The organism is Mesorhizobium amorphae CCNWGS0123 (genome assembly GCF_001686985.1).
GTDB classification, from domain to species: Bacteria; Pseudomonadota; Alphaproteobacteria; order Rhizobiales; family Rhizobiaceae; genus Mesorhizobium; species Mesorhizobium amorphae.
In genome coordinates this window covers 2520823-2534836 of record NZ_CP015318.1, presented here as the reverse complement: position 1 = coordinate 2534836, position 14014 = coordinate 2520823, and the positions used below count along the sequence as shown (strand labels likewise).

Here is a 14014-nt window from a genome sequence, read left to right as displayed (position 1 = left end):
CTCTTGCTGCCGATCGTCCTCGTCCAGAACCCGCTATTGGTCTCGGGGCGACGGGTCAAGGCGTCTCGACACTTTGGCGGCATTTGCGCACGGGAACATTGCCCGCCGATGGGATCGAAGAGGCAAGTTCGTGCCCGACGAAGGTGATCCGGCCAATCAGCTCTGGAAGACGACCGGAAACCAGTCCTCGCGCAGTTTCTGCCCGGGCTTCATGTCGTGGCCGGGATAGGGAGGAGACGTGCGGCCGGGTCGCTCGACGTAGCGCGCATCGTCGCCGACCCAGCGCAGCGACAGCGCCCGGCGGCGGGCCGCGGTCAAATTGCCGCGCGCCCCATGCGCGGTCCTGAAGTCGAACAGGATGGCGTCGCCCGGCTGCATCTCCCATTCGAGGACTTTCATCGAGGAATCCTGGTCGGGATCTGGCACCGGCAAATAATCACCCTCGCCGGCGTAGCAGTTGCTGTCGTCGAGCCAGCGCACCGGCAGGATCATCTTGTCCCATTTGTGCGAGCCGGCGATCAGCCGCAAGGTCGCCTCCTTCACCGGATCGATGGGGATCCAGAAGCTCACCGTCTGCCTTCCGTCGACGAAATAATAGGGAATGTCCTGGTGCCAGGGCGTCGGTTTCTGCGTGCCCGGTTCCTTGACCAGCACATGGTCGTGGAAGAACTGGGCGCTGCGCGATTGCATCACGGCGGCCGCCAGTTCGGCGGCGGGCGAGTTCCGCACCACCTCGACGAATTCGGGAATGCGCTCCCAGTTGCAGTAATCGTCGAAGAAGCTGCCGCGGCCATTGGCGATGTCGGAAGCGGTGGCGCTGCGGTTCTGGATATTGCGCTCGATGCCGGCGGCAATTGTCTCGACCCAGTCCTTGAAGGCGCCGCGGATGCAGACTGCGCCATCGCGCTGGTAGTCGGCAATTGTTGCGGCATCGATGTGTTGGGCGGCCATCGCGTCTCTCCTCTGCTTGATGACCGACTATCGCAGCCACCACACATCGCGTAAAATAATAACTTCTCATCGCTCTTATAGATTTACCCTATGACATTGACCCTTACCCAGCTGCGTTACCTCGTCGCCGTGGCGCGCCATGGCAGCGTCACCGCGGCCGCAAGGATGCTGAACGTCTCACAGCCGTCGATCTCGGTGGCAATCGACAATGTCGAAGCGACGCTCGGCCAGAAACTGTTCGTGCGCCAGCGCGGCAGCGGCATTGCGCTGACCTCGTTCGGCCGCGGCGCGGTGGCGAAGGCGAAACAGGTGCTTGCCGAAGCGGACGAACTAGTAGGGCTTGGAACGCGTGAAGCCGATGTTGGCGGCGAGCTGGTGCTCGGCTGTTTCGAGGATCTTGCGCCCTACTTCGCGCCGGCGCTGATCCGCTTGTTTGCGCAGCGTTGCCCCGCCGTCACCGTCATCGTCCGCGACGAGACCTTCGAGACGCTGGGACGGCGGCTTGGTGATTCCGCCATCGATCTCGGCCTCACCTATGATCTCGGCCTGCCGGCGCATTTCGCCCGCATCCTGCTGCACGAGCTGCGGCCGCATGCGCTTCTGCCACAAGGCCACGCGCTGGCCAGCCAGGCGACGGTCAGCCTCGCCGACCTTGCGGCGCATCCGCTGATCACCACCGACCAGCCGCACAGCTGGCAGCACATGCTGGACCTGTTCTTGAGCCGTGGCTTGTCGCCGGTCGCGCACTCGACGATGAGCTCGTTCGAACTGCAGCGCAGCATGGTGGCCAACGGCTTCGGCGTCGCCGTCAGCTACACCAGGCCGCATGGCGACATGAGCTATGACGGCTTGCCGCTGGTGTGCAAGCCGCTGTCCGATCCGCTGCCGATGCAGCGCATCATCCTCGCCCACGACACGCGCCAGCGGCTGTCGAAGGCGGCGCTGGCGTTCACCGAGGTGGCGAAGGAGTGGTTCGCCAGTCACGATGTTTTCACCGGGTGATGGCTTCGCCTGACGCTTGACGGCGTTGCCCACTGCTGCCACTCCAGCAGCATGGAACCGATCCAGTCGAAAGCAGCCCAGGGTCGTGTCGCCGATGCGCCGAGCGGCCATTGGGCCTACCGGGCGCTGCCGCGCTGGCTGTGGCCCTATGCGCAGCTTGCCCGCTGGGACCGGCCGATCGGCTGGCAGCTGCTGCTGTGGCCGTGCTGGTGGTCTGCCGCCCTTGCCGCCAGCGCCTATCCCCGTCCCACCGACCCGCTGCTGACGCTCTTGCCGGCACCCTGGTATCTGCTGCTGTTCCTGATCGGCGCCATCGCCATGCGCGGCGCCGGCTGCACCTATAACGACATTGTCGACGAGGACATCGACAACCAGGTCGAGCGCACGCGGTCGCGGCCGCTGCCGGCAGGCAAGGTGACGCGCAAGCAGGCCTGGGTGTTCCTGGTCATCCAGGCGCTGGTGGGTTTGGCCGTGCTCGTGCAGTTCAACAGCTTTGCCATTCCGCTCGGCATCGCCTCGCTCGCCGTCATCGCCATCTATCCGTTCATGAAGCGCTTCACCAACTGGCCGCAATTCGTGCTTGGCCTCGCATTTTCCTGGGGCGCGCTGATGGGCTGGGCAGTCGAATTCGGCGACCTCGATGGCCCGGCAATCATGCTCTATATCGGCTCGATCCTGTGGGTGATCGGCTACGACACGATCTATGCGCATCAGGACAAGGAAGACGACGCCATTGTCGGCGTGCGCTCGACCGCGCGGCTGTTCGGCGACAACACCAAGATCTGGCTGGTCGGGCTCTACGGCGGGGCACTCATCTGCTTCGCCATCGCCTTCGCCTCGGCGCAGGCGCCGGTGCCGGCGCTGGCCGGGCTGATCGCCGCCGGCGCGCATATGGCACGGCAGATCGCCGTGCTCGACATCGACAATCCTGATCAATGCCTGCGGCTGTTCAGGTCGAACAACCAGGTCGGTTGGCTGATCTTCCTCGGCCTGATCGGCGGTTCGCTCTGGGTGGCTTTGAAGCCGCTGGTGTAGCAGCGCTTTCCCTTGTCCCCGTCACTATACGGGGGAGAAGAGGGCTGTCATTGGCGGTTCCGCCAATCACTCGGGCGCAATAATCTCCTGGCCGTCGACGACCAGCCGGAGGCCGAGATCGCCGGCCCTGCGGCGGGCGAGGAAGCGCGGGCGGCGCATGGTCGAGACGCGGCCCTTGCGGCGGTCCTGCGGCGGCAGCGCCTTGATGGCGGCGCCGAGCGATTCCTCCAGCGTGCGGGCGATGCCGTCGGCCTCGATCAGCAGCATCGGCAGACGGTAGGCGTCGGCCCAGGCGCGCCAGTCGGCGGCGACGTCGTCGAGATCGTCGGCCACCAGCAGCGGCACCGACAGCATCGGATCATTGTGCAGCAGCTCGAGCGTCACCGTGACGTTGCCCTCGGGATCCTCCATCGCGCGGGCGGCGACGCCACGAAACGCGTTGGCGGGCAGCGCGATGATCGCCGGCACGCCGCTCATCTCCAGCATGCGGCGAATGACGGCGCCACGCTGGTCGATGGTGAAGGTAACGTCGCCATAGTCGTCGCGCGTCGCATAGCTCACCATCTGCGGCAGGCGGAATGGGTCGAGACGCATGTTACGTCCGGCCCAGACTGGCTTCAGTCCAGTGTTCATCGATTGCCTTCCTGTTACTCCTGAGGGCCGTTTTCCGGTTCTCTCCGGGCCGGTTTTTCCGACCTCGTTTGTGCAGGAATATTAGCGCGGGCTTCTTACCGCTGCGCTTAAGAAAGTCGGTTAAATTTTGCTGATCTCAGGCGATGGTTATCGGAATGCAACCAACAACAACATGTTGGAAGGATCAGATAACCTTACCGGGATTCATGATGCCGGCCGGGTCGAAGGCAGCCTTCACGCGGCGCATCAGATCGATCGCCATCGGCGGCGCCGTCGCGATCAGTTCATCGCGCTTCAGCTGGCCGATGCCATGCTCGGCCGAGATCGAGCCATGGAAGGAACGCACCACATCGTGCACGGCCTTGTTCATGGTGTGGTAGAGACCGAGGAAGGCCTCGTCATCGCCATCCACCGGCCGGGAGATGTTGTAGTGCAGGTTGCCGTCGCCCATATGGCCGAAACAGACGACGCGCGCATCGGGACTGACCGAAGCGACCGCGCCGGCGGCCTTTCCGATGAATTCAGGGATCCATGATATCGGCACGGAAATGTCGTGCTTGATCGAGGCGCCCTCGGGTTTCTGGCACTCGGGCAGCACCTCGCGGAAATTCCAGAAGGCGTCGCCCTGGGAGAGGCTTGCCGCGATCACCGCGTCGCCGACGATGCCCTGCTCTAAACCGGCCGACAGCACCTCCTCGATCAGCGCCCTGCCGTCCTCCTCCGAACGGCCCGAGGACACTTGCATCAGCACATACCAAGGCCAGTCTTCGGCCAGCGGCCGCGTAACGCCTTGCGCATGTTTCAGCGTGTAGTCGTAGGGTCTTTTGGCGATCAGTTCGAAAGCGGTGAGCGAAGCACCGGCCCGGTCCATCGCCAGGCCGAACAGCGAAAGTGCCGCCTCGGGCGACGACAGGCCGGCGAATGCCACTTCCCTACCCTTCGGCTTGGGGAAGAGTTTCAGCACGGCGGCGGTGATGATGCCCAAAGTGCCTTCGGCGCCGACGAACAGGTTCTTCAGGTCGTAGCCGGTGTTGTCCTTCTTCAGCTTGCGCAGATCGTCGAACACCTCGCCGGTCGGCAGCACCACTTCGACGCCAAGGCAGAGCTCGCGCGCGTTGCCGTAGGCAAGCACGCCGGTGCCGCCGGCGTTGGACGACAAATTGCCGCCGATCTGGCAGGAGCCTTGCGCGGCGAGCGACAACGGAAACAGCCGGCCGGCCGCATCGGCCGCCTCCTGCAGCGTCTGCAGGATGACGCCGGCCTCGGCGGTCACCGTGTTGGAAAGCACGTCGATCTCGCGGATGCGGTTGAGCCGCGACAAGGACAACACGATCTGGCGGCCGGAGGCATCCGGCACCTGGGCGCCGACCAGCCCGGTGTTGCCGCTCTGCGGCACGACCGGCGTGCCGGTCTCGGTCGCCAGCCGCATGATATGGCTGACCTCCTCGACGCTGCCCGGCCTTAGCACCAGCGCCGTCCGGCCGTGCCATAGGCCGCGGCGCTCAGTGAGGTAGGGCGCGATGTCCTGCTGGTCGCGCAGCGCATAATTCTCGCCAACGATCGCCGCGAAGCGGTCGATGAGGGCGGGAGCAAGATCGGAAGGGGCGTCGTTCATGGGCAGAAACTATGGCCCTCAATCGGCCTTGTCACGTGGGGCGGCGGCACGAAAGAGCCGGTCGTTGATCGCCTCGCCCAGCCCGTCGAACGGGATCGGCTCGACGGCAATGGTCGTGGCGCCGCTCTGGTCGAGCGCCTGCAGATGGGCAAACAGGTTGGTGGCCGCTTCGCGCAGGTCGCCGCTCTCGGACAGGTTGCGCAGGGCGATGGCATCCTGCCAGCCTCCCGCGCGGCGTTTCCCGAAGGCGAGCAGCGCTTCGCCGCCGGCGACCTGGCCCGCATTGAGCCGTACCGCGGCGCCTGGCGCATAGTGCGAGGCGAGCATGCCGGGCGCCTCGATGCCGGCCGCCATTCCACGCAGCAGCTTGATGCCGGCCACCGCCTCGATATCCCCTGCAGCAACGCCGCCGGGCCTCAGCAAGCGCAAGTCTTCGCCCTCGACCTTGACGATGGTCGATTCCAGCCCGACCGGCGTCGCACCGCCATCGACGACCAGCCTGATTTTCGCGCCGAGGTCGGTCGCCACGGCCTCCGCCGTGGTGGCGCTGATCCGGCCCGAGGAATTGGCACTGGGCGCGGCCAGCGGGCGGCCGAGCCTGGCGATCAGCTCGCCGCCAAAACCCCTCGGCATGCGCAGCGCGATCGTGTCCAACCCTGCCGTGACCAGCGGATGGATGCCATTGCCGGACCGTTGCGGCAGCACCAGCGTCAGCGGCCCCGGCCAGAATGCCTCGGCCAACCTTTTCGACAGCGGATCAAAGACGGCAATGCGCTCGGCCATGGCGATATCGGCGACATGAGCGATCAGCGGGTTGAAGCGCGGGCGACCCTTGGCCTCGAAGATGCGCGAGACGCCGATGCCGTTGGTGGCATCGGCGGCCAGCCCGTAGACGGTCTCGGTCGGGATGGCGACGACATCGCCGCCTTCCAGCAGCGCCAGCGCCCGCTCCATCGCCTCGCCGACGGCAAGTATCTCAGCCAATCTCGTCACCTCTGCAGATGCCGGGCTGCGTAATACGGCGGCGTCCACGGGGCAAGTGCGGGCGTTGGCGAATTATCAATCTCTAAAATGCTATGCTTTCGTGCAAGTGGGCATCAATCCCCCGGGAATAGGATGTCGGCTCCAAGGGTTTGGGGAGTTTTCATCGTGTCGAAGCGTATGCTTGCAATGCTTGGCATCGGTCTGGCGGCAACGACCGGCGGGGCGCATGCCTCGTCCATTCTTGTCCTCGGCGCGTCGACCACGACGCCGTCCGTCGTCAAGCTCGGGACGTCCGAGCCGATGAAGATCGCTTCCGCGCCATCGGTCGTGGCATTGGGCGAGGCCGTGCCCGACGTCACCAATGAGAAGGTGGCGGCGATCCCCGAAAAGCCTCACATGCAGAGCCCGATGATCATTCGCGGCGGCATCGTCGGCGGTGCCTTTGCAACGCCCGCCGCCGCACCGGCCAAAGCGACCGCCGCACCGGCAGCGGAAGACACCAAGCCCGCGGCAGGCACCAAACCCGCGTCAGACGACAAGCCGGCGGCGACTGCCTCGAACGGCGAGCAGCAGCCCACGACGCAACCAGAACCGGCGGCAGCACAGCCGGCACCGATAGCTCCCGTCGGAAAAGCCATGTAAGCTGCCAGCGGAGGCGGATCGGTCGCCCGGGGCAGGCATCCGGTGAGCGATCCCCTTCTCCAGTCTCCCTGTCGCGGCCCGCTCGTATTTGCTCGAGCGGCTCCGGCAGGAGAAATCGGGGGTTTCAGAGGGGGGTATCATGAACAAGGCAAGAGCGTTTGCCGTCGCCGGGCTGTTGCTGGCGTCGGCGCTGGGTACAAGTGCGGCGAAGGCCGACGACATGCTCGGATCCTATGTCGCGCGCATTTCCGAACGCGACCACCAGGCTAGCGATGGCTTCCCGCTGGACAGTGCGGCGCAGATGGTGCGGCAGGACCGCGCCAACTGGCACAAGTTCCACCGACGCGACAGCGACGACGAGGGCGACGACTGGTTCAGGAGCAATGACGACCGCGCGGATCTGCAACGCATGCTGGAGCGCGGCGGCGCGATGAGTTCCTCGACACGGCGCGCCATCGTCAATGGCGAACCGCTGATCCAGGTCGATGTCTATGCGCGCAGCGTGCGCGTCAGCATCCTGGAAGATTGAGCAGGTCAACTTCTGGAAGATTGACCAAGTCAACTTCTGGAAGACCGACCAAGTCAGACTGACGGACGTCAGAGTCTGGAAGACAAACGCAAAGAGGGCGGCGCGCAAGCGCCGCCCCCCTTCGTAACTCGGCGGGCAGAAATGGCTCAGGCCGCCTCTTCCTTGTCGTCGTCCTCGTCGTCCTCGGACTCGTCTTTTTCGCCAGCGTCGCCGCCTTCGGCCTTCACGCTGTCTTCGTCCTCGTCGTCTTCTTCGTCGTCTTCATCCTCGTCGTCGTCCGAGAGGGTGGCTTCCTTGTCGGCGTCCTCGCCGTCTTCGTCGTCGCCTTCCTCATCGTCGTCGGACGGATCGGTGGCTTCGACCGCCGCGGCGGCGGCCTGGTCGAGAATGTTTTCGGAAGCGGATTCAGTCGCCTTGGCGGCGGCCGGGCCTTCTTCTGTCACTTCGATGTCGTGATCGGAATTCATGGATGCCTCCGTGGGTTGGGGGAACATGACCGTTCTGCCACGGGGAGATCATCGTCATATGACTGTAAGCCGGCTCGAATGGCCGGCCGGTACAATTTTTTCCTGCGGCTTAGCCAGCGATCCTGGAGAAGTCCGCGACCTGACCGGTCGCCGCGCGGATGCGAGCAAGCAACGCGAGGCGGTTGGCGCGCACGGCCTGGTCCTCATCATTCACGAGAACGCGTTCAAAGAATGAATCAACCGGCTCACGCAACACGCTAAGCGCCAGCATGGCGGCGGAAAAGTCTTCGTTTTGAATCGCTTCGCCGGCTTGCTTCTCGGCCTGATTCACCGCTGCAAACAGCGTTTTCTCGGCATCCTCGCGAAACAGCGCCGGCTCAACAGTCTCGGCGATCGCCGTTTTCTTCTTCTCCTCGGCGGCCAGGATGTTCGCAGCGCGCTTGGTTCCGGCAAGCAGGTTCTTGCCGTCCTCGCTGTCGAGGAAGGAGCCAAGCGCCTCGACGCGGCGGACGATCTGCAACAGGTCGTCGGACTGCGGCGTGATGACAGCATCGATCAGATCATGCCGCGCGCCCTGGTCGCGGAGGTAGACCTTCAGGCGGTCGTGGAAGAACGACAGGAGGTCGGAGCCATTGGCCCCGCCAGCCTTCGACGCGAGATAGTCCGCCACTTCGTAGGCGCTTTCGAAGGTTGGTGTCAGTGGCAGCCGGATGCCGTTCTCGACCACAATCCTCACCACGCCCAGCGCCGCCCTACGCAGCGCATAGGGATCCTTCGACCCCGTCGGCTTTTCATCGATCGCCCAGAAGCCAACCAGAGTGTCGAGCTTGTCGGCGAGCGCCACTGCGACCGACACCGGATCCGTCGGTACGCGGTCGGACGGGCCTTGCGGCTTGTAGTGTTCCTCGATGGCAGCGGCGACGGAAGGATGCTCGCCCTGCAGCAGCGCGTATTTGCGACCCATGGCGCCCTGCAGTTCCGGAAACTCGCCGACCACCTCTGTTGTGAGATCAGCCTTGGCAAGCATGGCTGCACGGCGCGCCAGCGCGGGATCGGCGCCGACGATCGGCGCCAACTCTTCGGCCAGCTTCTTGATCCGCTCCACGCGTTCGCCCTGCGTGCCGAGCTTGGCATGGAAGGTGACGCCGAGATGGTCGAGGCGGGCCATGCGCTGGTCGAGCGGCTTTTTGAGATCAAGCCCGAACTTTTCCGCCGATGCCTCGAGCTGGTCGAGATCGGGCAGGTCGCCCTGGTCGGTCTTCCAGAAATACAGCGCATCGGAGAGGCGCGCGCGCACCACCTTGCCGTTGCCGTATGCGATCTCCTTGCCGCCGTCCTTCGCCTCGATGTTGGCGGTGAGGATGAAGCGGTTGGACAGATCCTCGACGGCGCCCTGCGGCCGGCTGACGAAGCACTTCTGGTTGGCGCGGATGGTGAGCCGGATGACCTCGGCGGGAATGGCGAGAAAATCCTGCTCGAATTCGCCCATCAGCACGACCGGCCATTCGACCAGGCCGGACACTTCCTCCAGCAGCCCCTCGTCCTCGACCAGGTCGAGGCCGTTGGCGAAGGCGAGGTTGCGCGCATCGGCCAGGATGATCTCCTTGCGGCGGTCGGCATCGAGCACGACCTTGGCCGCTTCCAGCTTGGACACATAGTCGTCGAAGCGGCGCACGGTTATTTCGCCCGGCGCATGGAAGCGGTGGCCGTAGGTGACGTTGCCCGAGCGGATGCCGTCGATCTCGAAATCGACCACCACCGGCTCCTCGGTCTCCGGGCCGAAGGTGCAGAGAATCGACTGTAGCGGCCGTACCCAGCGCAACGAGCCGGGCTTCGCCGAGGCCGGTCCCCAGCGCATCGATTTCGGCCAGGGGAAGGCGCGGATGATGCCCGGCACCAGGTCGGCGATGATCGCTTCCGCCGCCCTGCCCGGCTTCGAAATGTGGGCGACATAAAAATCGCCCTTCTTCGGGTCGGAGTGGACATGCGCGTCGGCAATCGAGGCGAGGCCTGCCTTGCGCAGGAAACCCTGCACTGCCTGCTCCGGCGCCGAGGTGGCGGGCCCCTTGATCTCTTCGTGGATGTCCTTCGAGCGCGCCGTCAGGCCGCGAATGTCGAGCGCAAGCCGCCGCGGCGTCCAGTACTCGCGCGCCGCCTCATAGGTCAGCCCGGCCTCAACCAGACCGTCGGTCAGCATCTTCCTGAGGTCGCCCGCCGCCTTGCGCTGCATGCGCGCGGGGATTTCCTCGGAGCGAAGTTCCAGAAGCAGGTCAGGCATAGCAAGGGCTCGCGCGGCAAGAAGGTCCGGGGCGGGCATAGCAACTCGGCTGGCCGCTGTCACCCTGCCTGCCGATCGCCAATCCGATCTATTTTCAGGAAATTTTCAGGTCTTTGTCGGGACCAAGCGGGCCCGCCCGTCCTAAGAGCAGACACCCCATGAACCAAACGCAGCGCTGAAGCGACCAACGCTCAGGCAGGGAACTATTGGCTGAACGACCATGAAAACGGCATCGAGACTTTTGCAGATCCTCGCACTTAGCGCCTGCTTCGCCGCGCAGGCTCACGGTGCTTTCTCGATGCCGGGTGTCAGGCAAGCGCTGCGGACAATGGCAGGCCCGAGTGGGCAGATCCTCTCCCCGATCGCCGCGCCTCTCGAAATGATGAAGCGCGTCTGATCTCAGGCGGCCAGCCCGCCAGCCTGCGTCAGCAAGAACGCCTCGCCGCAGGCCTTGGCCAGATTGCGCACCCGCAGAATGTAGCTTTGCCGCTCGGTGACCGAAATTACGCCGCGGGCGTCGAGCAGGTTGAAGACGTGGCTGGCCTTGATGCACTGGTCATAGGCCGGCAGGACCATGCGGTGCATCGCCAGATTGTCGTTCGAAGCCGGCGCGCCCGCATCGAGCAGCGCCTTGCACTCGGTTTCGGCGTCCTCGAAATGCCTGAGCAGCATCGCCGTGTCGGCATGTTCGAAATTGTGGCGCGAATATTCCTGCTCGGCCTGCAGGAAGACGTCGCCATAGGTGACCTTCTCGGCGCCGTCGCGGCCGTTGAAATTGAGGTCGTAGACATTGTCGACGCCCTGCACATACATGGCCAGCCGCTCCAGCCCGTAGGTGAGTTCGCCTGCCACCGGCGCGCATTCGATGCCGCAGACCTGCTGGAAATAGGTGAACTGCGAGACTTCCATGCCGTCGCACCAGCACTCCCAGCCGAGCCCCCAGGCACCCAGCGTCGGGCTTTCCCAGTCGTCCTCGACGAAGCGGATGTCGTGCAGCAGCGGGTCGACGCCGATGGCCTTGAGCGAGCCGAGATAGAGCTCCTGCAAATTGGGCGGGTTGGGCTTCAGGATCACCTGGTACTGGTAGTAGTGCTGCAGCCGGTTCGGGTTCTCGCCATAGCGCCCATCCTTGGGCCGGCGCGAGGGCTGCACATAGGCGGCGTTCCAGCGCTTTGGCCCCAGTGCGCGCAGCGTCGTTGCCGGATGGAAGGTGCCGGCGCCGACCTCCATGTCGTAGGGCTGCAGGATGACGCAACCATAATCCGCCCAATAATTGTGCAAGGTCAGGATAAGCCCCTGGAAGGAGCGGCTGGGATGCATATGGGTTGGGATGTCGATCGTCACGGCGGCCTCGGAAAGCGCGGAATGAAGCATTCCCTAGTTGCCGGGCCGGCGAGCGTCAAGGCGGGGTGCCTTGACGCCGCGAGGTTGAACGCTTTGCGATCGGCTGGCCCATTGCCGATCACGGCCCACGGCCGTTTGCTCACCCGCAGCTTCAACGGCAAGGGTCCAGCCATGCCCGGCCCGACCATCGTGCGCCCTATCGAGCAACAGGACTACGAGGCATGGCTGCCGCTTTGGGACGGCTACAATGCTTTCTATGGACGCTCGGGCGAGACAGCGCTCGCCGGCGAGATCACGCGGATGACCTGGTCGCGCTTCTTCGATGCATACGAGCCGGTGCACGCGCTGGTGGCCGAGAGCGAGGGCCGCCTGCTCGGCCTCGTGCACTATCTCTACCACCGCAGCACGACGGCGATTTCGCCGAACTGCTATTTGCAGGACCTTTTCACCACAGAGGCGTCGCGTGGCAAAGGCGTCGGCCGGGCGCTTATCAACGCTGTCTACGAACGCGCCAGAGCCGCCGGCTCGGGCCGCGTGTACTGGCTGACGCATGAGACCAATCACACAGCGATGCAGCTCTATGACAAGATCGGCGAACGCTCCGGGTTTGTCGTCTACCGCAAGCTGTTCTGAAAAACGAAGCGGGGCTCCGAAGAGCCCCGCGCAAAACGGATATCAGTGGCCGCTTACCCCTTCGGGGCGGGCGTCGGCTCGGGTTTGACCTTCGGGGTCTCCTGCGCCGTGTTGGATTCGATCGGCGGCAGGCCTTTCAGCAGCTTCTGCTGCACGGCGGCAAGCACATCGGGATCCGGCTTCAGGTCGCGCGCCTGGTTCCACTGGAAAGTGGCTTCCAGCTTGCGGCCAACGCGCCAGTAGGCGTCGCCGAGATGGTCGTTCAGCACCGGATCTTCCGGCTTCAGCGACACGGCACGCTCCATTTCGCGCACGGCGTCGTCGAATCTGCCAAGGCGGAAATAGGCCCAACCCAGCGAATCGACGATGTAGCCGTCGCTTGGCCGCAGATCGACGGCCTTCTGGATCATCGCCAAGCCTTCCTTGAGGTTCATGTTCATGTCGACCCAGGAATAGCCGAGATAGTTCAGAACCTGAGGCTGGTCGGGGAGCAGTTCCAGCGCCTTGCGGAAATTCGGCTCCGCCTTCGGCCATTCCTTCAGCCGCTCATAGGAGATGCCGCGCTGGTAGAAAATGTTCCAGTTGGCGCTGGTTGGCGTCTTCAGCACCTCGACCGCCTTGTCGTAGAGATTGGCGGCGGAGCGGAAATCCTCCTTGGAGGAATAGACGCCGCCAAGCGCCAGATAGCCACGCATGTCGTCGGGATGCTTGTCGACGAACGCTTTCAGATGAGCGATCGCCTCTTCGTGGCGGTCGAGATCGGCGAGGTTGAGGCCGAGCTGCAGGTCGGAAAGCTCCTTCAGCGGCGAAGAATTAGGAATACGGCGATAGAGCGCGATCGCGCCCTCGCCGTCCTTTAGCTGCTCGGCGACGGCGGCGAGTTGCACCAGGGCGGCATCGCTGTTGGGCTTCAGCGCCAGCGCATATTGCAGATAGAGGCGGACGAACGGCTCGCCGCCGCCGCGGTTGAGCGCGGTGGCGAGGTCAAGCAGGATCTCGGAGGCGCCTTCGGACGGGCCGGCGACGAGAGGCTCGATCTTGTCGCCCTTGTTGATCCTGTCGCGAAGCGTGGTGATTTCCAGCTTGCCCGGCGCAAATGCCTCGGCCTGGTCGAGCACGGACAGCGCCTTGGCCTTGTCGCCCCTGCGGGACAGGAAGGAAGCATAGGCCTGCGCGTTGCGCATCCATGTTTCAGGAGCAGCGCCGCCGGCGGCAGTGTCTGCCAGGGTCGCGGCGTAGATTTGATCGGCCTTTTCGGGCGGGCCCGCGACGTCGGCGATTAAAGCGCGATGGTAGGATTTGAACAGGCCGAACCAGTCCGGTCCCTGCAGCTTGTCGATGAACGCCATGGCGCCGCTGGCTTCACCAGCGCCTTCCATGGCCCAGCCGCTCATGACGCCGGACAAAAGTCGGTCGAGATCGGATTCGAGCGACAGCTTGAGCCAGTATTGCGCCTTGGTGAAATCCTTCTTGTGGAAGGAATCGACGGCCAGCGCCATGCGCGAGAAGCGCTCGACATCGGGCACTTCCTTGAGCTTGTCGGCATAGACCAGGGATTCCTCGAAGCGGCCTTGCGCGATCAGCGACAGCATCAGGCTCTGCTGCAGCGCCGTGTCACCGGGCGCGAAGGCAAGCGCCTGCTTGTAATAGGCGATGGCGCTGTCGAGGTCGTTGTCGCCCTCGGCGATCCGGGCGGCGAGATAGGCTCCCGAGAAGGATGTGATCTTGACCGGCTCGCTGGTTTCCTTGGCGTGCGACGGCAGAGCCGAGATCGCCATGCCCGCCACAATTGCCAGCCCTGTGAGCCAGCGCGCACGTCCTTGCCGCATCGTATCCCTTTCAGCCAGACGCAATCCCCAAGTCGGTGGGACCGCCATAGACTCGCACTTTTCCGGGTAAAG

The 14014-nt window shown here is 64.5% G+C and carries 13 protein-coding genes; 5 read left to right on the top strand and 8 right to left on the bottom strand.

Translation table 11 applies throughout. The features are described from left to right. Positions 1 to 156: 156 nt before the first annotated feature. A complete protein-coding gene (locus A6B35_RS11705) occupies positions 157 to 951 on the bottom strand; it encodes a phytanoyl-CoA dioxygenase family protein (RefSeq protein WP_006202000.1) in 795 nt (264 codons plus the stop codon). A 90-nt stretch (positions 952 to 1041) separates the two neighbouring features. Here A6B35_RS11705 and A6B35_RS11700 point away from each other — a divergent pair, with 90 nt between their 5' ends. Both A6B35_RS11700 and ubiA read left to right on the top strand, forming a co-directional pair. Continuing rightward, on the top strand, positions 1042 to 1953 hold the full coding sequence (locus A6B35_RS11700) for a LysR family transcriptional regulator (protein WP_006201999.1): 912 nt from the start codon (positions 1042 to 1044) through the stop codon (positions 1951 to 1953). A 51-nt stretch (positions 1954 to 2004) separates the two neighbouring features. Next, positions 2005 to 2988, top strand: coding sequence for a 4-hydroxybenzoate octaprenyltransferase (gene ubiA, locus A6B35_RS11695; RefSeq protein WP_006201998.1), 984 nt, complete (start codon positions 2005 to 2007; stop codon positions 2986 to 2988). Positions 2989 to 3054: 66 nt separating this feature from the next. Here ubiA and A6B35_RS11690 read toward each other — a convergent pair whose 3' ends face one another. The 3 genes from A6B35_RS11690 to A6B35_RS11680 form a co-directional block, all read right to left on the bottom strand. Further along, a complete protein-coding gene (locus A6B35_RS11690; RefSeq protein WP_040582704.1) occupies positions 3055 to 3621 on the bottom strand; it encodes a DUF6101 family protein in 567 nt (188 codons plus the stop codon). Positions 3622 to 3805: 184 nt separating this feature from the next. Continuing rightward, the gene (locus tag A6B35_RS11685; RefSeq protein ID WP_006201996.1) at positions 3806 to 5236 is read right to left on the bottom strand and encodes an FAD-binding oxidoreductase; all 1431 of its coding nucleotides are present in this window, start codon (positions 5234 to 5236) and stop codon (positions 3806 to 3808) included. 18 nt (positions 5237 to 5254) lie between these two features. Next, a complete protein-coding gene (locus A6B35_RS11680; RefSeq protein WP_006201995.1) occupies positions 5255 to 6220 on the bottom strand; it encodes an L-threonylcarbamoyladenylate synthase in 966 nt (321 codons plus the stop codon). Positions 6221 to 6385: 165 nt separating this feature from the next. Between A6B35_RS11680 and A6B35_RS11675 the strand changes: the two genes are divergently transcribed. Both A6B35_RS11675 and A6B35_RS11670 read left to right on the top strand, forming a co-directional pair. Continuing rightward, the gene (locus tag A6B35_RS11675; RefSeq protein ID WP_040582710.1) at positions 6386 to 6862 is read left to right on the top strand and encodes a hypothetical protein; all 477 of its coding nucleotides are present in this window, start codon (positions 6386 to 6388) and stop codon (positions 6860 to 6862) included. A 139-nt stretch (positions 6863 to 7001) separates the two neighbouring features. After that, positions 7002 to 7391, top strand: coding sequence for a hypothetical protein (locus A6B35_RS11670; RefSeq protein ID WP_006201993.1), 390 nt, complete (start codon positions 7002 to 7004; stop codon positions 7389 to 7391). Positions 7392 to 7537: 146 nt separating this feature from the next. Here A6B35_RS11670 and A6B35_RS11665 read toward each other — a convergent pair whose 3' ends face one another. The 3 genes from A6B35_RS11665 to A6B35_RS11655 all read right to left on the bottom strand — a co-directional run bounded on the left by A6B35_RS11665 (position 7538) and on the right by A6B35_RS11655 (position 11510). Further along, entirely contained in the window at positions 7538 to 7858 is a 321-nt protein-coding gene (locus A6B35_RS11665) for a hypothetical protein (RefSeq protein ID WP_006201992.1), read from the bottom strand. 109 nt (positions 7859 to 7967) lie between these two features. After that, positions 7968 to 10136, bottom strand: a complete 2169-nt coding sequence (gene glyS, locus A6B35_RS11660; RefSeq protein WP_006201991.1) for a glycine--tRNA ligase subunit beta — start codon at positions 10134 to 10136, stop codon at positions 7968 to 7970. A 399-nt stretch (positions 10137 to 10535) separates the two neighbouring features. Continuing rightward, entirely contained in the window at positions 10536 to 11510 is a 975-nt protein-coding gene (locus tag A6B35_RS11655; RefSeq protein ID WP_006201989.1) for a glycine--tRNA ligase subunit alpha, read from the bottom strand. 141 nt (positions 11511 to 11651) lie between these two features. Between A6B35_RS11655 and A6B35_RS11650 the strand changes: the two genes are divergently transcribed. Next, complete coding sequence (locus tag A6B35_RS11650; RefSeq protein ID WP_006201988.1) at positions 11652 to 12113, top strand: GNAT family N-acetyltransferase; 462 nt, start codon at positions 11652 to 11654, stop codon at positions 12111 to 12113. Positions 12114 to 12166: 53 nt separating this feature from the next. Here the strand turns inward: A6B35_RS11650 and A6B35_RS11645 are convergent, their stop codons facing one another. After that, positions 12167 to 13942 (bottom strand): tetratricopeptide repeat protein, encoded by a 1776-nt coding sequence (locus A6B35_RS11645; protein ID WP_006201987.1) that lies wholly within the window; start codon positions 13940 to 13942, stop codon positions 12167 to 12169. Between the last annotated feature and the right edge of the window lie 72 nt (positions 13943 to 14014).

What these genes read in the sequence shown, in the direction of transcription:
- A6B35_RS11655 (WP_006201989.1), bottom strand. Translation starts at nt 11,510, where the DNA reads ATGCTTCATTCCGCGCTTTCCGAGGCCGCCGTGACGATCGACATCCCA.
- glyS (WP_006201991.1), bottom strand. Translation starts at nt 10,136, where the DNA reads ATGCCTGACCTGCTTCTGGAACTTCGCTCCGAGGAAATCCCCGCGCGC.
- A6B35_RS11665 (WP_006201992.1), bottom strand. Translation starts at nt 7,858, where the DNA reads ATGAATTCCGATCACGACATCGAAGTGACAGAAGAAGGCCCGGCCGCC.
- A6B35_RS11705 (WP_006202000.1), bottom strand. Translation starts at nt 951, where the DNA reads ATGGCCGCCCAACACATCGATGCCGCAACAATTGCCGACTACCAGCGC.
- A6B35_RS11650 (WP_006201988.1), top strand. Translation starts at nt 11,652, where the DNA reads ATGCCCGGCCCGACCATCGTGCGCCCTATCGAGCAACAGGACTACGAG.
- A6B35_RS11670 (WP_006201993.1), top strand. Translation starts at nt 7,002, where the DNA reads ATGAACAAGGCAAGAGCGTTTGCCGTCGCCGGGCTGTTGCTGGCGTCG.
- A6B35_RS11685 (WP_006201996.1), bottom strand. Translation starts at nt 5,236, where the DNA reads ATGAACGACGCCCCTTCCGATCTTGCTCCCGCCCTCATCGACCGCTTC.
- ubiA (WP_006201998.1), top strand. Translation starts at nt 2,005, where the DNA reads ATGGAACCGATCCAGTCGAAAGCAGCCCAGGGTCGTGTCGCCGATGCG.
- A6B35_RS11645 (WP_006201987.1), bottom strand. Translation starts at nt 13,942, where the DNA reads ATGCGGCAAGGACGTGCGCGCTGGCTCACAGGGCTGGCAATTGTGGCG.
- A6B35_RS11690 (WP_040582704.1), bottom strand. Translation starts at nt 3,621, where the DNA reads ATGAACACTGGACTGAAGCCAGTCTGGGCCGGACGTAACATGCGTCTC.
- A6B35_RS11700 (WP_006201999.1), top strand. Translation starts at nt 1,042, where the DNA reads ATGACATTGACCCTTACCCAGCTGCGTTACCTCGTCGCCGTGGCGCGC.